Consider the following 23,653-nt stretch of genomic DNA (forward strand, 5'->3'; position numbering starts at 1 on the left):
GCCGCAGATATTTAAACCTGGATAGTTTAGGCTTGAAATATATACCTGAAGATGGCGGGGTGCAAATGGGGAAAGTATCTAGATAGTCTGCGAATTTAAAATGGGGACGAACTAGAAGCTTTGGGAACGGAATCCCGGCCTCGTGGCCAGCATCCCTGAGCCAGTCCAGGTGCCTGGAACCCATTCCCAGGAGACCACCCGCACCCCGCTCACCGCATGCGCAAGCGCAAGCGCGCAAGCGAACACAATCGCAATCCAAGAAATCACGTATGTCATTTCCGGCCGCCCGCGCGGCCGAAAATGACGGGCAACCCAAGCCCCCCCCTTGAACACAGATCCAGCAGCGCATCAAACCAAGAAGCACGTAGCCCGTCGGCGCGAGCGCCTGGGTGGCGAGCAACCTCGATGCGCCCGAGGGAATCTGAAGGAGCCGCCGCAGGCGGTGACGAAGATGACGACGGGGCAGTCCGGAGCGAACGCTCCGGACCGCAATCGTGGGCGCTCGCCACCCAGGCGCCCGCGCCGACGGGCGGCCTACGAAGCGCCACGGCCCTAGCACCGGCCACGAGCACTAGTGCTAGCACTCACCAGACACAAAAAAAGCGGCGCATAAAAGCGCCGCCCTTCTCACCCCTCAGCAAGCAAAATCAGCGCTTGCCCTTCTGCTTCAGCTGCGACAAATCCCGCACCGCGCCGCGATCCGCCGACGTCGCCAGGGCCGCATAGGCCTGCAGCGCCTGCGACACGACACGTTCGCGTCCCACCGGCTCCCAGCCATCAGCACGAGCATCCATCGCCGCGCGGCGGCGCGCCAGTTCCTCGTCCGACACCGCCAGATGCATCTTGCGGTTCGGGATATCGATCTCGATCACATCGCCCTCTTCCACCAGGCCGATCGTGCCGCCTTCCGCCGCTTCCGGCGAAGCGTGGCCGATCACCAGGCCCGACGAACCGCCCGAGAAGCGGCCATCGGTGAACAGGGCGCAGGTCTTGCCCAGGCCCTTGGACTTCAGGTACGACGTGGGGTACAGCATTTCCTGCATGCCCGGGCCGCCCTTCGGGCCTTCGTAGCGGATCACCACCACGTCGCCCGCGACGATCTTGTCGCCCAGGATGCCTTCCACGGCGTCGTCCTGGCTTTCGAAGACGCGCGCGCGGCCAGTGAAGACCCATTGCGACTCGTCCACGCCGGCCGTCTTCACGATGCAGCCCTTCTCAGCCAGGTTGCCGTACAGCACGGCCAGGCCGCCGTCCTTGGAATAGGCGCTTTCCTTGCTGCGGATGCAGCCGGTCTTGCGGTCGGTGTCCAGCGTCAGGAAGGTTGCGTCCTGGCTGAAGGCCACCGTGGTCGGGATGCCGCCAGGCGCCGCGCGGTAGAACTTCTGCGCTTCCTCGCCAGCGCCGCCAGCCACGTCCCATTGCTTGATCGCATTGCCCAGCGTGCCGCTGTGCACGTTGCCGCAGGACAGGTCCAGCAGGTCCGCGCGCGCCAGTTCACCCAGGATGCCCAGGATGCCGCCGGCGCGGTGCACGTCTTCGATGTGGTACTTGTCGGTGGCGGGCGCCGCCTTGCACAGGCACGGCACCTTGCGCGAAATGCGGTCGATGTCGGCCATGGTGAAATCCACGCCGGCTTCCTGCGCCGCGGCCAACAGGTGCAACACCGTGTTGGTCGAACCGCCCATGGCCACGTCCAGCGCCATGGCGTTCTGGAACGCGCTCTTGGTGGCAATGCTGCGCGGCAGGACCGACTCGTCCTCTTCCTGGTAATAGCGGCGGCACAAGTCCACCACCAGGCGGCCGGCCTGCTCGAACAGGCCCTTGCGCCAGGCGTGCGTGGCGACGATGGTGCCGTTGCCCGGCAGGGCCAGGCCGATGGCTTCGGTCAGACAGTTCATCGAGTTGGCGGTGAACATGCCGGAACAGGAGCCGCAGGTCGGGCAGGCGCTGCGTTCGACTTCAGCCACTTCGGCATCCGATACCTTGGGGTCGGCGGCCTTGATCATGGCGTCGATCAGGTCGATCTTGGCGATGATCTTGCCGTCGGAGGGCGACTTGACCTTGCCCGCTTCCATCGGGCCGCCCGACACGAACACCACCGGGATGTTCAGGCGCATGGCGGCCATCAGCATCCCCGGGGTGATCTTGTCGCAGTTCGAGATGCAGACCATGGCGTCGGCGCAATGCGCGTTGACCATGTACTCGACCGAGTCGGCGATCAGTTCGCGCGAGGGCAGCGAATACAGCATGCCGCCGTGGCCCATGGCGATGCCGTCGTCCACGGCGATGGTGTTGAATTCCTTGGCGACGCCGCCCGCGGCTTCGATTTCCTTGGCGACCAGCGCCCCCAGGTCGCGCAGGTGCACGTGGCCCGGCACGAACTGCGTGAACGAGTTCACTACCGCGATGATCGGCTTGCCGAAGTCGTCGTCCTTCATGCCTGTGGCGCGCCACAGGGCGCGGGCGCCGGCCATATTGCGGCCGTGGGTCGATGTGCGGGAGCGGTAGTGCGGCATGGTTTGTCTCGGGCTGTAGCTGTTAGCGTAGGCGGCAAAACGTTAAATAATACGCTGGTTCCGGCCGCGTCCGCCCGCCGGCCGCCCCCGGGGACGCCACGGCGGCCATCAGGCGGACGCCATGCCGCGGGCCGCGAATGCGCTGGGCGGCTCGCCCACGGCCTTGCGGAACATGGCCGCAAAGGCGCTGGGGCTTTCGTAACCCAGGTCCAGCGCCACCTCCAGCACGCGCTCGCCGCGCGCCAGCCGCTCCATCGCCGCCAAGAGCCGCGCCTGCTGGCGCCAGCGGCCGAAGGTCATCCCGGTGTGCCGCAGGAACAGGCGGTGCACGGTCTTCGGGTCCACCCCCAGCGCGCGCGCCCAGTCGGCCGCGCCGTCCTGGCGTTCCGGGTGGCGCACGATGGCGCGGCAGATGCGGGCCAGGCGGGGCTCGGATGGCTGCGGCAGATGCAGCGGCAGCACCGGCTCCTGGCGCAGTTCATCCAGCAGCAACATCATCAGCCGGCCGTCGCGCGTGTCGGGCGCCCAGTCCAGCGGCACTTCGGCCGCCGCCACCATCAGCTCCCGCAGCAAGGGAGAAATCGACAGCACGCAACATTCCGCCGGCAGATGGGCGGCCGCGCCCGGCTCCACGAAGACCGTGCGCATGCGCGGCTCGCCGCTCATGCGCAGGCCGTGCGAGACCCAAGCCGGCACCCAGACGCCGCGCGTGGGCGGCACCACCCAGATGCCGGCGTCGGTATCCACCACCATCACGCCGGAGATCGCATAAAGCAGCTGGGCGCGGCGGTGACGGTGGCGGCGGACGCGGTGGCCATCTTCGTAGTCCACCGCCAGCCCGGCCACGGGCCGGCGCGAGGATTCATAGGGAAACAGGTCCAGGTCCGCGGGCTTGTACGGTGTGCGGGCGCGGGACGTGGGGTCGGGCTTGTCCATTTTGCGACGATTGCGATTGAAATGGCGTGGGATGGTCTGGCCAGTGTACCCACGCCCGGACTTCACCCGCGCAGCGCCAGCAATGACTCCTGCAAGTGCCGCAGGCCCCGGCTGAGGGGCTTGTCCCGCCGCAGCACGATGGCCAGGCTGCGCGACAGGCGTGGCGCAAGCGACCGCACTGCCAACGCCTGGCGCCGGCCTGCGCCCGACACCGCCAGCCTGGGCAGGATCGCGCAGCCCAGGCCGGCGGCGACGATCTCCTTCATGGCCTCGGTGCTGCCCAGCTCCATCACGGGCTTGGCGGCCACGCCGGCTTCCTCGAACCAGTCGTCCACCAGACGGCGGGTGCGCGCGCCGGGCTCGAACAGCACCAGCGGCAGCTGCGCCAGCGCCTGCGGCGTGGCGGCGGCGGGAATGGCGGCCGCATCGCGGGCGGGAAAGATCGCCACGAACTCGTCCTCCAGCACCGGCGTAACCTGGAACATGCGTCCCGGCGCGGGCAAGGTGACCAGGCCGATGTCCAGCGTGTTGTTCTCCAGCCCGCGCAGCATGTCGGCCGTGTTGCCGGTGCTGGCCACGATGTCCAGGGCCGGAAAGCGCCGCCGCAGATCGGCCAGGATCGGCGGCAGCAGATAGGTGCAGGCGGTGGCGCCGGTGCCCAGGCGCACCCGGCCGGACACCTGGGACGCATGCGCGGTCATGGCAAGTTCCGCCTGCCCCAGCGCGGCGTCGATGACCCGCACGTGGTCCAGCAGTTCCAGCCCGGCCGCGGTCGGGCCGGCGCGGCGACCGATGCGTTCCACCAATTTCAGGCCGAAGCGCCGCTCCAGCTGGCGGATCTGCAGGCTGACGGCGGGCTGGGTCACGCCGCCCCGCTCCGCGGCGGCGGAAAAACTGCCCAGTTCGATCACCAGCGCAAAGGTGCGCAGATGGTCCAGGTTGAGGCCGCGCATCGCTCTATCCAAAGTTTTACTTATGAAAATCATAATAGACCAAAGCTTTATTAATAAATAAGCTTGCGCGACACTGGCGGCTTGTTTCTTCACTCCCATTGCCACGGCCTGCTCATGTCGTCCCCCGCCCCCACCATCCTCATCCGCGACAGCGCGGAAGCCGATCTTCCCGCCATCAAGACCATCTACGCGCACCATGTGCAGCACGGCGCGGCCTCGTTCGAATTGGATCCGCCGTCCATCCAGGACATGCGCCAGCGCCGCGCCGCCGTGCTGGAAAAGGAAATGCCGTATCTGGTCGCAGAGATCAACGGCGAGGTGGTGGGCTACGCCTACGTCACCCCGTACCGCCCGCGCCCGGCCTACCGCCACACGGTGGAGGACTCGGTGTACGTGAAGGCGGGCCGCTCCGGCCTGGGCATAGGCGGCAAGCTGCTGGCCGCGCTGATCGAGCGCTGCACCGCCGCCGGCTGGCGCCAGATGCTGGCCGTGGTGGGCGACAGCCGCAACGCCGCTTCCCTGGCGCTGCACGCCAGCCAGGGCTTCCATCCCGCCGGCACCTTGCGCTCGGTGGGACACAAGCATGGCGAATGGCGCGATACCGTGCTGATGCAGCGCGCGCTGGGCGAAGGCGACGCCACGCCGCCGCAACGGCCGTGATCGCACCGCGCGCCATCGTCTGCCTGGGGCTGACGCAACTGGTCGGCTGGGGCGTGATGTATTACCTGATCGGCGCCCTGGGGCCGGCCATCGCCGCCGACCTGGGCTGGAACGCCGCCACGGTCTACGGCGGTTTTTCAGCGGCCATCGTAGTGATGGCCATGGTGTCGCCGCTGGCCGGCGCGGCCGTGGACCGCTGGGGCGGCCACCGCGTCATGCCCGTGGGCGCGGTGCTGGGCGCGCTGGGCTGCGCGGGCCTGTCGATGGCGCACGGCATCCCCCTGTACTTCCTGGCCTGGGCCGTGCTGGGCGTGGGCATGCGGCTATGCCTGTACGACGCCGCTTTCGCCTCGCTGGCGCGCGCGGCCGGTCCCTCGGCACGCCGCCCCATGTCGCAGATCACGCTGTTCGGCGGGCTGGCGTCCACGGTGATGTGGCCGGTGGGCCATGCACTGTCGGAATGGCTGGGCTGGCGCGGCGCGGTGCTGGCCTATGCCGGCCTGGCGCTGGCCACGGTGCCGCTGTACTTGGCGCTGCCGCGCGAACGCTACACCGCAGCAGCAGGCGGCAAGGACCCGATTTCCGCCGGCCTCACCCGCAACGCCGCCGAGCGCCGGCTGGCGGGCGCACTGTACGCCTTGATCGCGATGCTGACCAACTTCCTGGCAGCGGGCAATGCGGCCCATCTGATTTCGCTGTTGTCGGGCCTGGGCCTGGCCGCGGCCGCCGCGGTCAGCGTGGCGGCGCTGTGGGGCGTCGGCCAGTTCGCGGCGCGCCTGGCCGACGTGGCGCTGGGCTCGCGCCTGCATCCGCTGACGCTGACGCTGGCGGTGTGCGCGATCTTGCCGCTTTGCTTTCTGCTAGCGCTGCTGTCCGGTGGCAACCTCTACGCCACCGCTGCCTATGCGCTGCTTTATGGCGCCTGCAACGGCCTATTGACCATTACCCGCGGCACCTTGCCGCTGGCGCTGTTCGACTTCCGCAGCTATGGCACGCTGGTCGGCTCGCTGCTGATCCCCAGCTTCCTGCTCACCGCCGCCTCGCCGGTGGCCTATGCCTACATCGTGGACAGCCACGGCGCGCGCGGCGCGATGGCGCTGTCGCTGGGACTGGCTGCGGCGATCTGCGCGGCGGCGTTCGCGTTGCGGTGTAAGTTCATACAAAGGACGCGCGCGGCATTCGCCTGAAGCGCCTGCCGCGCGATCCGCTCCCGGTATCCGCCGCGCCACGGCGCGCGGTGCCCGGAGCCGCCGAGTCCTAGCCTTCGGCGGCGCAAGCCACCACCCATTTTTCCCAGCCGATTTTCCTGAGCTTGCAGGCGGGGCATTCGCCGCAGCCATAGCCCCAGTCATGGCGCGCGCCGCGTTCGCCCAGGTAGCAGGTATGGCTTTCCTCGACGATGGTTTCCACCAGCGCGTCGCCGCCCAATTGATGCGCCAGCGCCCAGGTTTCGGACTTGTCGATCCACATCAGCGGCGTCTCGATCGTGACCCTGGACCCCAGGCCCAGTCCCAGCGCCACCTGCTGCGCCTTGATGGTGTCGTCGCGGCAATCGGGATAGCCGGAGAAATCGGTTTCGCACATGCCGCCCACCAGCACGTCCAACTGGCGGCGATAGCCCAGCGCGGCGGCCAAAGTCAGGAACAGCAGGTTGCGGCCGGGCACGAAGGTGTTGGGCAGGCCGTTGGCCTGCATCTCGATGGCGCGGTCGCTGGTCATGGCGGTGTCACCCACCTGGCCCAGCACCTTCAGGTCCAGCAGATGGTCCTCGCCCAGGCGCGGCGCCCAGTCCGGAAAGCTGTTGCGGATGTCGCGCAGCACGTTCAGGCGCGCGCTCAATTCGATGTGGTGCCGCTGACCATAATCGAACGCCACGGTTTCCACATGGGCATAGCGCTCCAGCGCCCAGGCCAGGCAGGTGGTGGAATCCTGGCCGCCCGAAAACAGCACGAGCGCGCGACGTTGATGATTTTGCATAAAAGGGGGCTTCTGGAAAGACGAAGGGACGGCAGGCTTGTACGGACAGGGAACAGCCAGCCTTTAGTGTAAACATGCTGCTGGCGGACTTTAAAGCGCCCCGGGCGGTCTCCGTTAAAAGTCTGCGTAAAATCTTCCTGATTCTTTTTCCCGGTTTTCCTGCAACGCCCCTTCTTTCCCGCCTCTTCCCCTCTCTCAGCAGCCTCGACGGATCCCCGCCAGATGAATGCCATGCGCCCGCAGTCCGATTCAGCAGAACCCTTGCGTCACGATATCCGGCTGTTAGGCCGATTACTGGGCACCGTCATCGAAGAATGCGAGGGCAAACGCGTTTTCGACACCATCGAAACCCTGCGCCGCACGGCTGTGAAGTTCCGCCGCGAAGGCAACGACGCCGATGGCAAACTGCTGGAACAACGCGTCAAGCGCCTGCAAGGCAGCGACCCCAACTCGGTGGCGCGCGCCTTCAGCTACTTCCTGCATCTTTCCAATATCGCCGAAGACCGCGACCAGAACCGCCGTCAGCGCGCCCGCGCCATCGCCAGCGACGCGCCGGAGCGCGGCAGCCTGCGCGAAGCCGTGCAGACCCTGGGCCGCCAGGGCGTAGGCGTGGCGCGCATCCGCCGCCTGCTGGCGGAGGCCTGCGTGATGCCGGTGCTGACCGCGCACCCCACCGAAGTGCAGCGCAAGAGCACGCTGGACGTGCATCGCGAGATCGCCGCCGCGCTGATCCAGCGCGAGGGCACCCTCACCCCGGACGAGCTGGCCGACCTGGACGCCTCCCTGCTGGGCCGCGTGGCCACGCTGTGGCAGACGCGCATGCTGCGCTACACGCGCTTGACGGTCGCCGACGAAATCGAGAACGCGCTGTCGTACTACCGCAGCACCTTCCTGCAAGTCATACCCCGCGTATACGGCGACCTGTCCAAGCTGTTGACCCGCGAATCCGCCAAACCGTTCGCCGCACCGCCCGCGCCGCTGGAGCCGTTCCTGCGCATGGGCAGCTGGATCGGCGGCGACCGCGACGGCAACCCCAACGTCGACGCCAGCACCCTCGAACGCGCGCTGCTGCGCCAAGCCACCGTGCTGTTCGAGCACTATCTGCAAGAGGTCCACGCGCTGGGCGCGGAACTGTCCGTCACCACCCTGCTGATCGGCGTCGACGCCGAACTGCTGGCGCTGGCCGAGGCCAGCGGCGACGACTCGCCCCACCGCCGCGACGAACCGTACCGCCGCGCCCTGGTCGGCGTCTACGCCCGCCTGGCCGCCACCGCGCAGCGCCTGACGGGCCAGAACCTGGCGCGGCGCAGCACCGTCGCCGCCAGCGCCTACGAACGGCCGGAAGAACTGTCCGCCGACCTGGCCGTGATCGCCGCCTCGCTGGCCGCCCACCACGGCGCCCCCATCGGCAAGCTGCGCCTGGCAGGACTGCAGCAGGCCGTGGAAGTGTTCGGCTTCCATCTGGCCACGGTGGACCTGCGCCAAAGCTCCGACGTGCACGAGCGCGCGCTGGCCGAACTGTTCGCCCTCGCCGGCACCCAGCGCAACGGCAAGCCGCTGGACTACCTGGCGCTGACCGAAGAGGAACGCGTCGAACTGCTGCGCGCCGAGCTGGCGCAGGCGCGTCCGCTGGCCTCGCCCTGGATCGCCTACAGCGAGGACACCACGCGCGAACTGGCCGTGCTGCGCGCCGCCGCCGCCGGCCGCGCGCGCTACGGCAAGCAGGCCGTGCGCCAGACCATCGTGTCGCACACCGAAACGCTGAGCGACCTGCTGGAAGTGATGGTGCTGCAGAAGGAAGCCGGCCTCATCGCCCCCGCCGGCCAGGACATCCAACCCGAGGACGGCCTGATGGTCGTGCCGCTGTTCGAGACCATCCCCGACTTGGAGCGCGGCGCCGACATCATGGCCGCCTGGCTGGACCTGCCCGAAATCCGCCAGCGCGTGAAGCTGGCGCAGAACGGCGCGCAGGAAGTCATGCTGGGCTATTCCGACAGCAACAAGGACGGCGGCTTCCTCACGTCCAACTGGTCGCTCTACCAGGCCGAACGCGCGCTGGTCGACGTGTTCTCGACCCGTAACGTGCGCCTGCGCCTGTTCCATGGACGCGGCGGTTCGGTGGGCCGCGGCGGCGGCTCCAGCTTCGATGCCATCTTGGCGCAGCCCCCCGGCACCGTGGCCGGCCAGATCCGCCTGACCGAGCAGGGCGAAGTCATCCAGAGCAAGTACAAGGACGCCGAGGTCGGCCGCTGGCACCTGGAACTCCTGGTCGCCGCCGTGCTGGAATCCAGCCTGGCGCCGCGCGCCGAGGCCACCAGCGCCGAAGACGCGCACATGGCCCAGCACGGCCCCGCCATGTCGTTCATGTCGGAGACCGCGCAGCGCACCTACCGCGGCCTGGTCTACGACACCCCGCGCTTCGCCGACTACTTCTTCGCCGCCACGCCCATCAGCGAAATCGCCGGCCTGAACATCGGCTCGCGCCCCGCCTCGCGCAAGAAGGGACAGCACATCGAAGACCTGCGCGCCATCCCTTGGGGCTTTTCCTGGGCGCAATGCCGCCTGATGCTGACCGGCTGGTACGGCATGGGCTCGGCCATCGAGGCCTATCTGGAAACCGGCGCGCCCGACGCGCCCCGCTCGCGCCGCGGCCGCCTGGCCCAGCTGCGCGAAATGGCGCGCGACTGGCCCGCGTTCCGCACGCTGCTGTCCAACATGGAAATGGTGCTGGCCAAGTCCGACCTGGCGATTGCCGCGCGCTACGCGCAGCTGGTGCCGCAACGCGGCTTGCGCGAACGCATCTTCGGCGCCATCAGCGCCGAGCATGGCCGCACGCTGGCCATGCTCAAGCTGCTGACCCAGCGCGAGCTGCTGGCCGACAACCCCACGCTGCAGGCCTCGCTGCGCGAGCGCTTCGCCTACATCGATCCGCTCAACTACCTGCAGATCGATCTGATCCGCCGCCACCGCGCGGCACAGAAGCATCCCGAGGCCGAGGTCGACAAGCGCGTGCAACGCGCCATCCACCTGACCATCAACGGGATTGCGGCGGGGCTGCGTAACTCGGGTTAGCGCATTGCTGGCACAATGGCGCGCGGTATAGAATGAGTCCGATTCTCATCTTTAACCCGCGCCATTTTTGCCGCCTCGGGGCGCTGCAGGGGCCCGCATGTCGACCAACCAATCCGCAGCGCAGCAGGGCATCGAAGGCCTGTATGCCGATCATCACAGCTGGCTGAGAAGCTGGCTGCGCCGCAGGCTGGGCAATGCGTTCGACGCGGCGGATCTGGCGCACGATACGTATCTGCGCATCCTGCATACTGGCCGGCTGCCCGAACCGCACCAGTCCCGCCAACACCTGGCGCAGGTCGCCAACGGCCTGGTGATCGACCTCTACCGCCGCCGCCAGCTCGAGGCCGCCTATCTGGAAACCCTGGCCCACCTGCCGCGGGCGTTTGCGCCATCGGAGGAGGCCCGCGCGCTGGCGGTCCAGGCGCTGGTCGAGATCGACGCCGTGCTGCAAAGCCTGCCGGCCAAGGTTCGCGAAGCACTGCTCTTGCGCAAGCTGGACGGCCTGAGCTATCGCGATATCGCAGCTCGGCTGGGCGTGTCGGTATCGTCGGTGGAAAAGTACGTGGCGTCCGCGCTCGTGGCCTGCTACCTGGCCCAGCACGCGGCTCCTGGCGGCTGACCGCGCATGCCCGCCTCGCCCGCCATTCCGCCGACGCCGCAGGCGCCCAATCGCGCCATCGACCCTTGCATCGTGCAGCAGGCGGCCGAATGGATGGCGCGCCTGTGGTCGGACGACGCAAACCCTGCGGACCAAGCCGCATGCACCCGCTGGCGCGCGCAGCATGCGGACCATGAACTGGCCTGGCAACGGCTGCAGGCGTTCGAAGACAAGCTTGGCAGCGTATCGCCGCAGGCCGCAAGCCACGCCTTGCGGCAGCGGCCGGCCAGCGCCTCACGGCGCCGCGCGATTGGCCTGCTGGGGCTGGGCGCGACGATCGCGGGCATGGGCTATGTCTTGCGCGGCACCGACTCTTGGCAAGCCGCCACGGCCGACTACCGCAGCGGCACAGGGGAAATACGGGCGATCACCCTGCCGGACGGCTCCAGCGTGACGCTGTCGACCGCCACCGCCATCGACCTGAGATTCTCCGAGGACGAACGCCTGGTGGTGCTGCGCGCCGGAGAGATATTGATTGCGACCGCGCCGGATCCCGCCGCCATGCCCCGGCCGTTCCGGGTGCGCAGCCGGCACGGTTCCATCCAGGCGCTGGGAACCCGGTTCTCGGTCAGGGACGATGCCGAAACGTCCCGCGTGGCCGTATTCGAAGGCGCCGTGGAAATCCGTCCCGCCAGCGCGCCGGACCAGGCGGTCCTGCTTCAGGCCGGCCAGGGCTCGCGCTTTTCCGCGATCGGGGCCGCCGCTCCCAGCCCTGCGGCGGAAAGCGCGGCAGCCTGGAGTCGCGGAATACTGGTGGCCGATGCCATGCGCCTGGACCAATTCCTGGCCGAACTGGCGCGCTATCGGCCGGGCCTGCTGCGCTGCGATCCCGACGTTGCGGGCCTGCTCGTCAGCGGCGTCTTTTCCGTGCGTGACACGGACCGGGCGTTGGACAACCTGACGCGGGCTCTTCCGGTGGCCGTGACCTACCGGACGCGATATTGGGTGACGGTGCAGGCCGCTGAATGATGGCCAGCCGGCAGCGGCCGTTACAACTTTTCTCAGGCGGCGATTGCGGATCCGGCCTTCTTGCTCGGGATACAGGGTGAACCCCCTACTTCTCCAGCACGAACCCCAAGGCATCGCCTCATGTCCCGTCATCCGCATTCCACGTCGCGTACCTACGCGTCAATAGTGCCAACGCCGCGCCCCGCAACGCTCCGTCTGATGCGTCTGGCGCTGTCGTTCAGCGCAGCGCTCTGCTTCATCCCGGCCGTCCCCGCCACCGCGCTGGCGCAGAGCGCCGAGGCCAGGCGCAGCTACGACATTCCCGGCGGCCCGCTGAGCCAGGTGCTCAATGCCTATGCCAGTGCAGCCGGCGTCGAGCTGAGCATGGACGCCACCTTGCTGCATGGCAAGCACAGCAACGGCCTGTCCGGCAGCTATTCGGTGCGCGAAGGCTACGCCGAACTGTTGCGCGGCCAAGGCCTGCAGGCCCTGCGGGAAAGCAACGGCAGCTACACCCTGCGCCGCGCTCCGGCGTCACACCAGGACGCCACCACGCTCGAAGCGGTGACCGTCACCGCGCAGGCTGCGGAAACCGCCACCGGCCCGCTACATGGCTACACCGCCCGGCTCAGCGCGGCCGGCACCCGCACCGACACGCCCATCATCGAAACGCCACAATCCATCTCGGTCGTGGGCGCGGAAGAAATCGACACGCTGAAGTCGCAGAGCATTCAGGATGCGCTGGGCTACGTGGCGGGCGTCAGCCGCGCCGAAGGCATGGACCGCACATCCGACAGCCTGTTCCTGCGAGGCTTCCGCAGCAACCTGGGCAACTACTATCGCGACGGCATGCTGTACACCGTGAACATCTACAACGGACGGCAGGAAGTGTACGGGCTGGAGCGGATCGAGTTCCTCAAGGGCGCATCGTCCGTTCTTTACGGTTCGGCGTCTCCAGGCGGCATCATCAATACGGTAAGCAAACGCCCCACCATCGAGCCGCTGCGCGAACTGAACGTGGAAGCGGGCAACTACAGCCGCAAGCAGATATCCGGCGACTTCGGCGGGGCGCTGGACGAGGAAGGCAAATGGTCATACCGCCTGACCGCGCTGCTGCGCGACAGCGATACGTTCATTGACCACGTGCCCGACGACAGGACTTATATCGCGCCTGCAATCACCTGGCAGCCCAGCGCCGCCACCTCGCTGACACTGCTTGCGGAGTACCAGAAGGACCATACCGTCTACGTCTATGGCCTGCCGGCGCAAGGCACGGTGCTCCCCAACGTCAACGGCAAGATTCCCCGCAACCGCTTTACCGGCGAGCCTGGCTTCGACAAATTCAACATGGAGCGCTATTCGATCGGCTATCTGTTCGAACATGCCTTCAACAGCCAGCTGAAACTGCGCAACAGCGCGCGCTACTTCCATGCGGACAGCACCTATCACTCCACCGACATCTGGCAACTCGCGCCCGACCAGCGCTGGACCGCCGACCGAGGGGCAATGCCGCGCTGGGACCGTTCCTCCGCGCTGATCTCCGATACGTCCTTGCAATACGAAGTGGGCAGCGGCATGGTGCGCCACACCTTGCTGGCGGGCATCGATTACTCGCTACCCAAGCACGAAACCGAACGCTATATCCGCAGCAACAACAACATCGACCTCTACGATCCCGTCTACGGCGCGCCACTGGGCCCCGTCGCGCCCTTCCCCGGATCTTCCTCCATCACCGACATGAAGCGCCTGGGCATCTACGTTCAGGACCAGATCAAGATCGCCGACAAATGGGTGGTCCTGCTGGGCGGGCGCCAGGATTGGGTGACGGTCGACGAACGCAACTTCTTCACCGACGAAAAATATGCGGACGGCGAAAAGAGCAAGGCCTTCACCGGCCGCGCCGGCCTGGTCTACCTGGCCGACAACGGGCTGGCGCCATTCCTGAGCTATAGCGAATCGTTCGAGCCCACCAGCGGCCAGGACCGCCAGGGCAGCCGCTTCCAGCCCACCACCGGCCAGCAATACGAAGCCGGCCTGCGCTACCAGCCTGCGGGCTCGGACACCATGCTCTCGGCGGCGGTCTACCAACTGACCCGCAAGAACATGACCGTGACCGATCCCCTGGACACGTCCTACCAGATACAGGCCGGCGAGGCGCGAACTCGCGGCCTGGAACTGGAAGCGCGCACCCGCATCGGCCGCAATGCCAACCTGATCGCGGCCTACGCCTACACCGACGCGCGCACGCTCAAGGCCAGCCCCTTGCAGCCCGACGAGGAAGGCAGGCGCCTGAATTCGGTCCCCTACAACCAGTTCTCGCTATGGGGCGACTACGGCTTCGGCGACTTCGGCCTGCCGGGCCTGAGAATCGGTGCGGGGATACGCTATGTGGGCAGCACCCGCGGCATGGCGCACGGCATGCCGGTGGAGGTACCGTCCTTCACGCTGTTCGACGCCATGATCAGCTACGCGACGGGGCCGTGGAAGTTCGCGCTGAACGCGTCCAACCTGACCGACAAGACGTATATCGGCAGTTGCACCTACGGCTGCTTCTACGGCGAGCCGCGCCGGGTGATAGGCACCGCCTCCTATCGCTGGTAAGGCAAGAGACCGGCCCACGCTCCCACCAGAGTCCGGGCCGGCCCTCCGTCCACCAGCCGGACACCCAAAATCCCCCATTTGTCCGCCCCCCGCGACTTTTAGTACTATCTCTTTCAGAAATTCTATATACGCACAAATGTTCGTATATAGAACAAAACGATTTTTCTGGCCAGGCGCACAGGAAGGCACTCCGGAAGAGACAGAAAGCATCCTGGTTCCGCACGTGCCGCCCGCAAGCCCGGCGTGTCAGTCAGCACCGAGCGAACCATCATGGATACTCCCCTCAAGAATCTCGCCATCGTCGGCGCAGGCGCCATGGGCAGCGGCATCGCCGCGCTGTTCGCCTCGAAGGGATTGAACGTCGTCCTGATCGACCCGATGGAAGGCGCGCTGGAGCGCGCGCTGCAGACCATAGACCGCCAGCTGAATGTCTACGCTCCCGGCAACGTCCAGGAAGCGATGCAGCGCATTCAAGTCGCGCCCGGGCTGGAAGCGGCCTGCAACAGCGACCTGGTGATCGAGGCCGTGCCGGAAAACCTGGAACTCAAGCGCGGCATCTTCGCCAAGCTGGATTCCCTGTGCCCGGCGCATACCCTCTTCGCCACCAACACCTCCGGCCTGTCCATCAACGCCATCGCCAGCGCGGTGGTGCGCCGCGACCGCTTCGTGGGCACCCATTTCTTCACCCCCGCCGACGTGATTCCGCTGGTGGAAGTGGTGCGCAACGACGGCACTTCTGAAGACACCGTAGCCCGGGTCATGGCCACGTTGCGTCATGCCGGCAAGCGCCCGGTGCTGGTGCGCCAGGACATCCCCGGCTTCATCGCCAACCGCATCCAGCATGCGCTGGCCCGCGAGGCCATCTCGCTGCTGGAGAAAGGCGTGGCCAGCGCGGAAGACATCGACGAAGTGGTCAAGTGGAGCCTGGGCATCCGCCTGGCGCTGTCGGGTCCGCTGGAGCAACGCGACATGAACGGCATCGACGTGCACTACGCGATCGCCAGCTATCTCTACAAAGACCTGGAAAACCGCACGGAACCCTCCGAGCTCTTGAAGAGCAAGGTCGAAAGCGGCCAGATCGGCGCCAAGAGCGGCCAGGGTTTCTACACCTGGAGCCCCGAGCGCCGCGAACGCGTGCTGCGCGAAAAAAGCGCCGCGCTGGGCGAGCTGGCCGCGTGGCTCAACGGCAAGGCCAGCGGCTCCTGACGGTTCCGCCAGCAAGCATTCACTACATAAGGCGCGGGGCTTCCCGCCACCAGCGCCAGCGGGCCACAAGCCCAACCACACAAAGAAAGCAATCGTCCCACCCGCCCCCGCCGACACCCGGCGCCGGGCGGCGCAAGACGCGAAAAAACAGCCTGACCGGAGTTTGTAGGAAGCATCATGAATAAACTGGCTTCATTCTTTACCGAGCTGATGCGCAAGTATCTGCCCGATCCCTTCGTCTTCGCGATCGCGCTGACCCTGCTCACCGTGCTGCTGGCCATGGGCGTCGAAGGCAAGGGCATCGGCGACATCACCCGCGCCTGGGGCAACGGCTTCTGGAGCCTCTTGGCCTTCACGACCCAGATGGCCGTGATCCTGGCAATGGGCTATGTGCTGGCCACCGCGCCGCTCACCGACCGCCTGCTCAACCGCATCGTCAGCCACGTGCACAAGCCGCATACCGCCATCATCGTGGCGACGCTGGTCGGCGGCATTGGCAGCTACCTGAACTGGGGCTTCGGCCTGGTCATCGGTGGCATCGTCGCCAAGAAGCTGGCGCTCAAGGTCAAGGGCGTGCACTACCCGCTGATCATCGCTGCCGCGTACAGCGGCTTCACCATGTACGGCCTGGGCCTGTCGGCCAGTATTCCCGTGCTGGTGGCGACGCCCAACCACCCCACCGCCAAGCAGATGGGCACCATCCCGCTGTCGGAAACCATTTTCTCGGTGCCCATGCTGATCACCAGCCTGGTCATCATCGTGACGCTGCCGCTGCTCAATGCCTGGCTGCACCCGAAGAAGGGCGAGAAGATCGTTGAAGTGGACCCGGCCATCGATCGCGACGCCAACACGTCCAACGCCGCCGAAGACATGCTGGAAAAGGGCACCATCGCCTCCAAGCTGAACAACAGCCGCATCCTGAGCCTGCTGATTGGCGCGCTGGGCATCGCCTACGTGACCTTCCACTTCATGGACGGCGGCTCGCTGGACCTGAACCTGATCAACTTCATCATCCTGTTCCTGGGCATCATCCTGCTGGGCACGCCGGCCGCCTACGTCGCCAAGCTGACTGAAGGCATCAAGACGATCTCCGGCATCATCCTGCAGTACCCCTTCTACGCCGGCATCATGGCCATCATGGCCGCTTCCGGCCTGGTCACCACGATCTCCCAAGTGTTCGTCGACGTGGCCACGCCCGAATCGCTGCCGTTCTGGGGTCTGATCAGCTCGTTCGTCATCAACTTCTTCGCGCCGTCGGCCGGCGGCCACTGGGTCATCCAGGGTCCGTTCATGATCGACGCCGCCAAGGAAATCGGCAGCGCGCTGAACCAGACCACCATGGCCGTCATGCTGGGCAACGCCTGGAACGACCTGGTGCAGCCTTTCTGGATCCTGCCGGCGCTGGCGTTGTCCAAGCTCAAGCTGCGCGACGTGATGGGCTATACCGTCATCATGATGCTGTGGGTCGGCGTGATCCACATCACCGCCGTCCTCCTTTGGGGCTACCTCACCCACTGACCGGCACGCTTACTCTAGGAACGGAACCGATATGAGCAAACCTACTGCGTATCTCGTGACCGGCGGCAGCGCCGGGATCGGAGCGGCGATCATCCGCATGCTGCTGGATGCGGGACACAAGGTCGTCAACATCGACTACAAGCTGCCCGAAAATCCGCCTGCGGGGCTGGTGTCATATCAGGCTGACCTGACCGACGAAGCGCGCACCCAGGAAGTCGCCCGCGAAGTGACCGAGGCCTACAGCATCGTGGGCCTGGTCAACAACGCTGGCGCCACCCGTCCCGGCACGGCCGACACGGCCACGCTGGCGGACCTGGACTACGTAGTCAATTTGCATCTGCGCACCGCGCTGATCCTGGTGCAGGCCGCGCTGCCCGCCATGCGCGAGGCCGGTTTCGGCCGCATCGTGAACATGTCGTCGCGCGCCGCGCTGGGCAAGCCGGACCGCGTGGTCTATTCGGCCACCAAGGCCGGCCTGGTGGGCCTGACCCGCACGCTGGCCATGGAACTGGGCGGCGACGGCATCACCGTCAACGCCATCGGTCCCGGCCCCATCGCCACTGATCTGTTCACCAAGAGCAATCCTGCTGGCGCGCCGCAGACTGAACGCATCATCAACAGCATCGTGGTCAAGCGCCTGGGCACGCCGGAAGACGTGGCGCGCGCCGCGATGTTCTTCCTGTCTCCGGACAACGGCTTCGTCACCGGCCAGATGCTGTACGTCTGCGGCGGCACGACGCTGGGCGTCGCGCCGATCTGAGGCCAGCCATGCGCACCCCGGCCGCCCTCTTCCCCTCCCTGCCCCGCCTAGCGGCGCAGCAGGGCGTGGTTGATCTGGTCGGCCGCGCGGCGCAACGGCGGCAGGAAAGCCGCCAGCATCTCCTCGCGTGTGAAGCGATTGGCATGGCCGCTGACGTTCATCGCGGCGATCACGCGGCCGCTGCGGTCCATGATGGGCACGGCCACCGACTGCAGCCCCGGCTCCAGTTCCTGCGCGACGCAGGCGTAGCCGTCGGCGCGCACGCCGGCCAGCACGCGCTTGAGTTCGGCGATGTCCGTGATGGTGTGCGGCGTGTAGGACTGGATCTGGCTCAGCGCCAGCACCCGGTCCAGCTCCTGCTCCGTCAGCCCCGCCAGCAGCACGCGGCCCATCGACGTCACCCAGGCCGGCAGACGGCTGCCCACGGCCAGGTTGATGGTCATGACCTTGTGCGTGGACAGGCGCAGGATGTAGACGATGTCCGCGCCTTCCAGCACCGAAACGGAACACGACTCCCGCGTCTGCTCGGCCACTTCTTCCATGTACGGCAACGCCAAGTTCCACAGCGGCGTGCCGGACAGGTAGGCGTAGCCGAGTTCCAGGATGCGCGGGGTCAGCGCGAACTTGCGGTCGTCGACGGTGACGTAGCCCAGGTGCTCCAGCGTCAGCAGGATGCGGCGCGCGCCGGCGCGAGTCAGCCCGGTCACCGCGGCGACCTCGGACAGCGTCATCTGCGAACGGTCGGGGCCAAAGGCCCGGATCACGGACAAGCCGCGCGCGAAGGACTGCACGTAGCTGTCGCTGGGTTGCTGGGTATCTTGCTCGGCCATCCGTCTACCGCAAAAAGAGTAAATGGGGATGACGCCGCGCCGGCTCGCCTTGACGCCCGGTTCATCCCCATGAAACGATGTTCTTCAGAAGAACGAAAGTTCTAATTAAGAACAAATTATGACACGCCACCTATGAGCAAACATCATGATTTCTAAGCTTGTTGCAAGCGCGGCGGCCGCCCTGGCGGACGTACCCGACGGCGCCACCGTCATGATCGGCGGCTTCGGCACTGCCGGCCAGCCCATGGAACTGATCGACGCCCTGCTCGAGCAGGGCGCCAAGGACCTGGTCATCATCAACAACAACGCCGGCAACGGCACCACCGGCCTGGCCGCCCTGCTGGGCGCCAACCGCGTGCGCAAGATCATCTGTTCATTCCCGCGCCAGGTGGATTCGCAGATCTTCGACGGCCTGTACCGCAGCGGCAAGATCGAGCTGGAACTCGTGCCCCAGGGCAACCTGGCCGAACGCATCCGCGCCGCCGGCGCCGGCATCGGCGCGTTCTTCACGCCCACCGGCTACGGCACGCCGCTGGCCGACGGCAAGGAGATCCGCGAGATCAACGGCCGCCAGTACGTGCTGGAGTATCCGCTGCACGCCGACTACGCGCTCATCAAGGCCGAGCGCGGCGACCGCTGGGGCAATCTGGTCTACCGCAAGACCGCCCGCAACTTCGGCCCCATCATGGCGAGCGCCGCGCGCGTAGCCGTGGCGCAGGTGCGCGAAGTGGTTGAACTGGGCGAGCTGGACCCCGAAACCGTCGTGACCCCCGGCATCTTCGTCAAACGCGTCGTGCAGATCGCAGCCACCCCGGCCGCCAAGGAGCAGCAATGAGCACCAAACTGACCCGCGACCAGATCGCCGCCCGCGTGGCGCAGGACATTCCCGAAGGCGCCTACGTGAACCTGGGCATCGGCCTGCCCACGCTCGTCGCCAACCATCTGCCGGCTGACCGCGAAGTCATCCTGCACACCGAAAACGGCATGCTGGGCATGGGCCCTGCCCCCGCCAAGGGCGAAGAAGATTACGACCTGATCAACGCCGGCAAGCAGCCCGTAACGGAACTGCCCGGCTGCTCGTTCTTCCATCACGCCGACTCGTTCGCAATGATGCGCGGCGGCCACCTGGACATCTGCGTGCTGGGCGCCTTCCAGGTGTCGCAACACGGCGACCTGGCCAACTGGCACACCGGCGCGCCCGACGCCATCCCCGCCGTGGGCGGCGCGATGGACCTGGCCATCGGCGCCAAGGACGTCTTCGTGATGATGGAACTGCAGACCCGCGAAGGCCAGAGCAAACTGGTCGAAGCCTGCACCTATCCGCTGACCGGCGTGCGCTGCGTGTCGCGCGTGTACACCGACGTGGCGGTGTTCGACATCCGCGCCGACGGCGTGACCGTCATCGACATGTTCGGCGACACCACCGCCGACGAGCTGCTGCGCCTGACTGGCCTGCCGCTGAAGTTTTCCCGCTGAGTTTTGTGCGCGCTCCGGCAGGGCCGGAGCGGCTTTACAGGAGAGAGTCATCATGTTGTTCATGGTTCAAATGCAGGTCAATCTTCCCGTCGACATGCCCGCCGAGCGCGCCGACAAGCTGAAGGCCGACGAAAAGGCCCTGGCGCAGCAGCTACAACGCGACGGCAAGTGGAAGAACCTGTGGCGCGTGGCCGGCCGCTACGCCAACGTCAGCATCTTCGACGTCGAAAGCAACGATGAACTGCACGCGCTGCTGTCCTCGCTGCCGCTGTTCCCGTACATGGATATCAACGTCACGGCGCTGGCGCGCCACCCCTCGGCGATCTGACAGGAGCAGTCCATGCCCTACATCATCGAAACGTTCGACAAGCCCGGCCACCAGGAAGTGCGCCAGCAGCATCGCGCCGCGCACCTGGAATACCTGGACACGAACAAGCAACTGCTGCTGGCCTGCGGCGCCAAGCTGCAGGACGACGGCAAGGATGCCGGCGGCGGCCTGTACATCGTGGCCCTGGAAACGCGCGAAGCCGCGCAGCAGTTCATCGATGCCGACCCATTCTCCCTGGCCGGCCTGTTCGAGCGCGTGACCATCACGCGCTGGCGCAAGGCCTACCTCGACGGCGTCTGCCATCTGTAATCGCAAGGAATAAACCCACATGTCTTACGCCGATCTCAGCCAGGCACGGCTGTACTACGTCATCGATGGCCCCGCGGATGCGCCGGTGCTGGTGCTCTCCAACTCGCTGGGCACCTGCTCCGACATGTGGGCCCGCCAGATTCCCGAACTGAGCAAGCACTTCCGTGTGCTGCGCTACGACACCCGCGGCCACGGCAAATCGTCCATCCCCGAAGGCGAATACAGCTTCGAACAGCTGGGCAACGACGTCGCCGAACTGCTGGCGCACCTGAACATCAAGCGCGCGCACTTCTGCGGCCTGTCGATGGGCGGCCCCACCGGCCTGTGGCTGGCGCTGGCGCGTCCCGAGCTGCTGGACAAGCTGATCCTGTGCAACACCGCCGCGCGCATCGGCTCGGCCGAAGGCTGGAGCGCCCGCATCGCCGCGGTCGCCGAACAGACCCTGGAAAAGATGGCGCCCACGCTGGTCGAACGCTGGCTCACCGACAGCTACCGCGCCGCCGAGCCGGGACTGACCCAGGTGCTGATCGACATGCTGCGCCGCACGCCGGACGCCGGCTACTCGGGCAATTGCGCCGCGCTGCGCGACGCCGACTTCCGCGAACAGGTGGCCTCGATCAAGGCGCCCACGCTGGTCATCAGCAGCACGCACGATCTGGCCGCCACGCCGGCCCAAGGCCAAGAGCTGGCCGCAGCCATACCTGGCGCGCGCTACTTTGAAATGAACACCTCCCATATCTCGAACTGGGAGCAACCGGAAGTCTTCACCCGCACGGTCGTCGACTTCCTGAAGGGGTAAACGGCATGCAGCGCTGGAAAAACCGGCCCGAAGGCTCCAACTGGGGCGACTTCGGACCCGACGACCAACTCGGCCGCCTGAACCTCATCACCGAAGAACAGGTCCTGAAAGGTGCGCGCGAAATCCGCGCCGGCAAGACCTTCTGCCTGTCGCTGCCGCTGGACCTGCCCGGCGGCAACGTGCTCAACCCGCGCCGCCATCCGCCGCAGCTGAGCCCCACGCGCCTGGCGGACACGCCGTACCTGAACTTCCCGCTGCGCAACGTCAACCCGGACGCGGTCGACGTGCTGAGCGACGACCAGGTGCTGCTGTCGATGCAGTATTCGACGCAATGGGACGCGCTGGCCCACGTGGGCGCCTTGTTCGACGCCGACGGCGACGGCAAGCCCGAACTGCGCTACTACAACGGCTACCAGGCCGGCGTGGACGTCATCGGTCCGGCCGACGGCGACCATACCGGCTGCGGCTGCAACAGCGGCGGCCCGTCCGCGGCGCTGAAGCTGGGCGTGGAAAACCTGGCCCAGAAAGGCATGCAGGGCCGCGGCGTGCTGGTGGACCTGTTCCGTCACTACGGCGCCGGCCGCACGCTGATCGGCCACGCGGAACTGATGCACGTGCTGAAGGCCGACAACATCAGCGTCGAACCCGGCGACATGCTGGTGCTGCGCACCGGCTATGCCGAAGCGGTGGTCGCCATGAACGGCACGCCCGACGCCGAAACGCTGCACACCTACGGCGCGGCGCTGGACGGCACCGACCAGGCGCTGCTGCAATGGATCACCGACAGCGGCATCGCCGCCATCTGCGCCGACAACTACGCCGTGGAAGCCTATCCCGCGCGCGAGAAAACCGGCCCGCGCGCCATGCTGCCGCTGCACCACCATTGCCTGTTCAAGCTGGGCCTGCCGCTGGCGGAACTCTGGTACCTGAAGGACCTGGCGGACTGGCTGCACGCCAACGGCCGGCATCACTTCATGCTGACCGCGCCGCCCTTGCGCCTGCCGCATGCGATCGGGTCGCCGGTCACGCCGATCGCGACGGTGTGATTGCTGCGAACCGCGCAAGCGCATATCGCGCAAATGAAAAGAGCTCCAGACTTGGAGCTCTTTTTTTAGATGCGGCGATCGTTACTTCATGCCTTCCCAATGCGGGCCAGGCACCACGATATCGAACATCTCCAGCACGCGTGCCACGGTATGGTCCACCATTTCTTCAATGGAAGCGGGCCGGTGGTAGAACGCGGGCAGCGGCGGAAACACGATGCCGCCCATTTCGGTCACGGCGGTCATATTGCGCAGATGCGCCAGGTTGAACGGCGTCTCGCGCACCATCATTACCAGACGCCGGCGTTCCTTGAGGGTGACGTCGGCGGCGCGGGTGATGAGGTTATCCGACAGGCCATGGGCCACGGCCGCCAGCGTACGCATGGAGCATGGCACGATCACCATGCCCGCGGTCTGGAACGCGCCGCTGGCCAGGGTGGCGCCCACGTCGCGCACGCTGTGCACGTGGTCCGCCAGTGCATAGACATCATGGCGGCCGACGTCCAGTTCGTGCTTGATGTTCAGCACGCCGGACGCCGACACCACCAGATGCGTTTCGACATCGTCCACGCCGCGCAATGCCTGCAGCATGCGCACCGCGTACAGGGCGCCCGTGGCGCCCGTGATGCCGATGACCAGTCGCCGCATGGGCTGATCAGGCCGTTGCGCCGGATTGATCCAGCAGCGTCTTCAGTTCGCCGGATTCGTTCATCTCGTTCATGATGTCCGAGCCGCCGATGAACTCGCCAGCCACGTACAGCTGCGGAATCGTGGGCCAGCTGGAGAACTCCTTGATGCCCTGGCGGACTTCGTCGTCTTCCAGCACATTGACGGTGACCAGCTTCTTCACGCCACAGCCCTTCAGGATCTGGATGGCCTTGCCGGAAAAGCCGCATTGCGGGAATTGGGCGGTGCCCTTCATGAACAGCACGACGGGGTGCTGGGTCACGGTTTCGCGGATGAATTCTTGAACGTCGCTCATGGTGGTCTCTTGGACAGGCATAACGGAATACGCCAATTATAGGTACAGCGGGGAAATCCGCCCGGATACCCCGGGCGCCCC

The 23,653-nt window shown here is 66.6% G+C and carries 22 protein-coding genes; 15 read left to right on the forward strand and 7 right to left on the reverse strand.

Going from position 1 to position 23,653, the window contains the following annotated elements; genetic code table 11:
- Positions 1-647: 647 nt before the first annotated feature.
- The 3 genes from ilvD to AC6LKD_RS16280 form a co-directional block, all read right to left on the reverse strand.
- Positions 648-2,516 carry a dihydroxy-acid dehydratase gene (gene ilvD / locus AC6LKD_RS16270; RefSeq protein ID WP_498116794.1) on the reverse strand — a complete coding sequence of 623 codons (1,869 nt, stop codon included), beginning with the start codon at positions 2,514-2,516 and terminating at the stop codon, positions 648-650.
- Between the two features lie 108 nt (positions 2,517-2,624).
- The gene (locus AC6LKD_RS16275; protein ID WP_498116796.1) at positions 2,625-3,452 is read right to left on the reverse strand and encodes an AraC family transcriptional regulator; all 828 of its coding nucleotides are present in this window, start codon (positions 3,450-3,452) and stop codon (positions 2,625-2,627) included.
- Between the two features lie 62 nt (positions 3,453-3,514).
- The gene (locus tag AC6LKD_RS16280; RefSeq protein WP_498116797.1) at positions 3,515-4,405 is read right to left on the reverse strand and encodes a LysR family transcriptional regulator; all 891 of its coding nucleotides are present in this window, start codon (positions 4,403-4,405) and stop codon (positions 3,515-3,517) included.
- A gap of 114 nt (positions 4,406-4,519) precedes the next feature.
- Between AC6LKD_RS16280 and AC6LKD_RS16285 the strand changes: the two genes are divergently transcribed.
- Positions 4,520-5,065 (forward strand): GNAT family N-acetyltransferase, encoded by a 546-nt coding sequence (locus tag AC6LKD_RS16285; RefSeq protein ID WP_492274076.1) that lies wholly within the window; start codon positions 4,520-4,522, stop codon positions 5,063-5,065.
- Positions 5,062-6,252 (forward strand): MFS transporter, encoded by a 1,191-nt coding sequence (locus AC6LKD_RS16290; RefSeq protein WP_498116798.1) that lies wholly within the window; start codon positions 5,062-5,064, stop codon positions 6,250-6,252. The genes AC6LKD_RS16285 and AC6LKD_RS16290 overlap by 4 nt, the downstream gene beginning before the upstream one ends.
- 70 nt (positions 6,253-6,322) lie before the next feature.
- Here AC6LKD_RS16290 and queC read toward each other — a convergent pair whose 3' ends face one another.
- A complete protein-coding gene (gene queC / locus AC6LKD_RS16295) occupies positions 6,323-7,042 on the reverse strand; it encodes a 7-cyano-7-deazaguanine synthase QueC (protein WP_498116799.1) in 720 nt (239 codons plus the stop codon).
- A gap of 222 nt (positions 7,043-7,264) precedes the next feature.
- Between queC and ppc the strand changes: the two genes are divergently transcribed.
- The 7 genes from ppc to AC6LKD_RS16330 all read left to right on the forward strand — a co-directional run bounded on the left by ppc (position 7,265) and on the right by AC6LKD_RS16330 (position 17,805).
- The gene (gene ppc, locus AC6LKD_RS16300; protein ID WP_498116800.1) at positions 7,265-10,114 is read left to right on the forward strand and encodes a phosphoenolpyruvate carboxylase; all 2,850 of its coding nucleotides are present in this window, start codon (positions 7,265-7,267) and stop codon (positions 10,112-10,114) included.
- A 97-nt stretch (positions 10,115-10,211) separates the two neighbouring features.
- Positions 10,212-10,733, forward strand: coding sequence for a sigma-70 family RNA polymerase sigma factor (locus tag AC6LKD_RS16305; RefSeq protein WP_013396537.1), 522 nt, complete (start codon positions 10,212-10,214; stop codon positions 10,731-10,733).
- A 6-nt stretch (positions 10,734-10,739) separates the two neighbouring features.
- Positions 10,740-11,741: a FecR domain-containing protein gene (locus AC6LKD_RS16310; RefSeq protein ID WP_498116802.1), complete on the forward strand. Its 1,002-nt coding sequence runs from the start codon at positions 10,740-10,742 to the stop codon at positions 11,739-11,741.
- Positions 11,742-11,939: 198 nt separating this feature from the next.
- The gene (locus AC6LKD_RS16315) at positions 11,940-14,321 is read left to right on the forward strand and encodes a TonB-dependent siderophore receptor (protein ID WP_498116803.1); all 2,382 of its coding nucleotides are present in this window, start codon (positions 11,940-11,942) and stop codon (positions 14,319-14,321) included.
- A gap of 270 nt (positions 14,322-14,591) precedes the next feature.
- Positions 14,592-15,527 carry a 3-hydroxyacyl-CoA dehydrogenase family protein gene (locus AC6LKD_RS16320; RefSeq protein WP_498116805.1) on the forward strand — a complete coding sequence of 312 codons (936 nt, stop codon included), beginning with the start codon at positions 14,592-14,594 and terminating at the stop codon, positions 15,525-15,527.
- Between the two features lie 177 nt (positions 15,528-15,704).
- Complete coding sequence (locus AC6LKD_RS16325) at positions 15,705-17,045, forward strand: short-chain fatty acid transporter (protein WP_013396541.1); 1,341 nt, start codon at positions 15,705-15,707, stop codon at positions 17,043-17,045.
- Between the two features lie 31 nt (positions 17,046-17,076).
- Complete coding sequence (locus AC6LKD_RS16330; RefSeq protein ID WP_013396542.1) at positions 17,077-17,805, forward strand: SDR family NAD(P)-dependent oxidoreductase; 729 nt, start codon at positions 17,077-17,079, stop codon at positions 17,803-17,805.
- A 47-nt stretch (positions 17,806-17,852) separates the two neighbouring features.
- Here the strand turns inward: AC6LKD_RS16330 and AC6LKD_RS16335 are convergent, their stop codons facing one another.
- Entirely contained in the window at positions 17,853-18,635 is a 783-nt protein-coding gene (locus tag AC6LKD_RS16335) for an IclR family transcriptional regulator (protein WP_013396543.1), read from the reverse strand.
- 145 nt (positions 18,636-18,780) lie between these two features.
- Between AC6LKD_RS16335 and AC6LKD_RS16340 the strand changes: the two genes are divergently transcribed.
- From AC6LKD_RS16340 to AC6LKD_RS16365, 6 genes are read left to right on the forward strand one after another with little or no spacing between them, the layout of a single operon-like run.
- A complete protein-coding gene (locus tag AC6LKD_RS16340) occupies positions 18,781-19,470 on the forward strand; it encodes a 3-oxoacid CoA-transferase subunit A (RefSeq protein ID WP_013396544.1) in 690 nt (229 codons plus the stop codon).
- Positions 19,467-20,111 carry a 3-oxoacid CoA-transferase subunit B gene (locus AC6LKD_RS16345; protein WP_013396545.1) on the forward strand — a complete coding sequence of 215 codons (645 nt, stop codon included), beginning with the start codon at positions 19,467-19,469 and terminating at the stop codon, positions 20,109-20,111. Before AC6LKD_RS16340 ends, AC6LKD_RS16345 begins: the two co-directional genes overlap by 4 nt.
- Before the next feature lie 52 nt (positions 20,112-20,163).
- Positions 20,164-20,439, forward strand: coding sequence for a muconolactone Delta-isomerase (catC, locus tag AC6LKD_RS16350; RefSeq protein ID WP_013396546.1), 276 nt, complete (start codon positions 20,164-20,166; stop codon positions 20,437-20,439).
- 12 nt (positions 20,440-20,451) lie between these two features.
- Complete coding sequence (locus AC6LKD_RS16355; protein ID WP_013396547.1) at positions 20,452-20,748, forward strand: YciI family protein; 297 nt, start codon at positions 20,452-20,454, stop codon at positions 20,746-20,748.
- Positions 20,749-20,767: 19 nt separating this feature from the next.
- Positions 20,768-21,547: a 3-oxoadipate enol-lactonase gene (gene pcaD / locus AC6LKD_RS16360; RefSeq protein WP_013396548.1), complete on the forward strand. Its 780-nt coding sequence runs from the start codon at positions 20,768-20,770 to the stop codon at positions 21,545-21,547.
- A 5-nt stretch (positions 21,548-21,552) separates the two neighbouring features.
- Complete coding sequence (locus AC6LKD_RS16365; protein ID WP_013396549.1) at positions 21,553-22,593, forward strand: cyclase family protein; 1,041 nt, start codon at positions 21,553-21,555, stop codon at positions 22,591-22,593.
- An 81-nt stretch (positions 22,594-22,674) separates the two neighbouring features.
- Here AC6LKD_RS16365 and AC6LKD_RS16370 read toward each other — a convergent pair whose 3' ends face one another.
- Positions 22,675-23,238 (reverse strand): UbiX family flavin prenyltransferase, encoded by a 564-nt coding sequence (locus AC6LKD_RS16370; RefSeq protein WP_013396550.1) that lies wholly within the window; start codon positions 23,236-23,238, stop codon positions 22,675-22,677.
- Positions 23,239-23,245: 7 nt separating this feature from the next.
- A complete protein-coding gene (grxD, locus tag AC6LKD_RS16375; protein WP_041654416.1) occupies positions 23,246-23,572 on the reverse strand; it encodes a Grx4 family monothiol glutaredoxin in 327 nt (108 codons plus the stop codon).
- Positions 23,573-23,653 lie beyond the last annotated feature (81 nt).

This window comes from Achromobacter sp. D7-1 (assembly GCF_059760445.1).

Bases quoted from the DNA above. Each gene is read 5' to 3' on its own strand.
- AC6LKD_RS16370 (WP_013396550.1), bottom strand. From the start codon at position 23,238: ATGCGGCGACTGGTCATCGGCATCACGGGCGCCACGGGCGCCCTGTAC.
- AC6LKD_RS16275 (WP_498116796.1), bottom strand. From the start codon at position 3,452: ATGGACAAGCCCGACCCCACGTCCCGCGCCCGCACACCGTACAAGCCC.
- AC6LKD_RS16325 (WP_013396541.1), top strand. From the start codon at position 15,705: ATGAATAAACTGGCTTCATTCTTTACCGAGCTGATGCGCAAGTATCTG.
- AC6LKD_RS16365 (WP_013396549.1), top strand. From the start codon at position 21,553: ATGCAGCGCTGGAAAAACCGGCCCGAAGGCTCCAACTGGGGCGACTTC.
- grxD (WP_041654416.1), bottom strand. From the start codon at position 23,572: ATGAGCGACGTTCAAGAATTCATCCGCGAAACCGTGACCCAGCACCCC.
- AC6LKD_RS16315 (WP_498116803.1), top strand. From the start codon at position 11,940: ATGCGTCTGGCGCTGTCGTTCAGCGCAGCGCTCTGCTTCATCCCGGCC.
- AC6LKD_RS16355 (WP_013396547.1), top strand. From the start codon at position 20,452: ATGCCCTACATCATCGAAACGTTCGACAAGCCCGGCCACCAGGAAGTG.
- AC6LKD_RS16285 (WP_492274076.1), top strand. From the start codon at position 4,520: ATGTCGTCCCCCGCCCCCACCATCCTCATCCGCGACAGCGCGGAAGCC.
- catC (WP_013396546.1), top strand. From the start codon at position 20,164: ATGTTGTTCATGGTTCAAATGCAGGTCAATCTTCCCGTCGACATGCCC.
- AC6LKD_RS16320 (WP_498116805.1), top strand. From the start codon at position 14,592: ATGGATACTCCCCTCAAGAATCTCGCCATCGTCGGCGCAGGCGCCATG.
- AC6LKD_RS16280 (WP_498116797.1), bottom strand. From the start codon at position 4,405: ATGCGCGGCCTCAACCTGGACCATCTGCGCACCTTTGCGCTGGTGATC.
- AC6LKD_RS16335 (WP_013396543.1), bottom strand. From the start codon at position 18,635: ATGGCCGAGCAAGATACCCAGCAACCCAGCGACAGCTACGTGCAGTCC.
- AC6LKD_RS16305 (WP_013396537.1), top strand. From the start codon at position 10,212: ATGTCGACCAACCAATCCGCAGCGCAGCAGGGCATCGAAGGCCTGTAT.
- pcaD (WP_013396548.1), top strand. From the start codon at position 20,768: ATGTCTTACGCCGATCTCAGCCAGGCACGGCTGTACTACGTCATCGAT.
- ppc (WP_498116800.1), top strand. From the start codon at position 7,265: ATGAATGCCATGCGCCCGCAGTCCGATTCAGCAGAACCCTTGCGTCAC.
- queC (WP_498116799.1), bottom strand. From the start codon at position 7,042: ATGCAAAATCATCAACGTCGCGCGCTCGTGCTGTTTTCGGGCGGCCAG.
- AC6LKD_RS16340 (WP_013396544.1), top strand. From the start codon at position 18,781: ATGATTTCTAAGCTTGTTGCAAGCGCGGCGGCCGCCCTGGCGGACGTA.
- ilvD (WP_498116794.1), bottom strand. From the start codon at position 2,516: ATGCCGCACTACCGCTCCCGCACATCGACCCACGGCCGCAATATGGCC.
- AC6LKD_RS16345 (WP_013396545.1), top strand. From the start codon at position 19,467: ATGAGCACCAAACTGACCCGCGACCAGATCGCCGCCCGCGTGGCGCAG.
- AC6LKD_RS16310 (WP_498116802.1), top strand. From the start codon at position 10,740: ATGCCCGCCTCGCCCGCCATTCCGCCGACGCCGCAGGCGCCCAATCGC.
- AC6LKD_RS16330 (WP_013396542.1), top strand. From the start codon at position 17,077: ATGAGCAAACCTACTGCGTATCTCGTGACCGGCGGCAGCGCCGGGATC.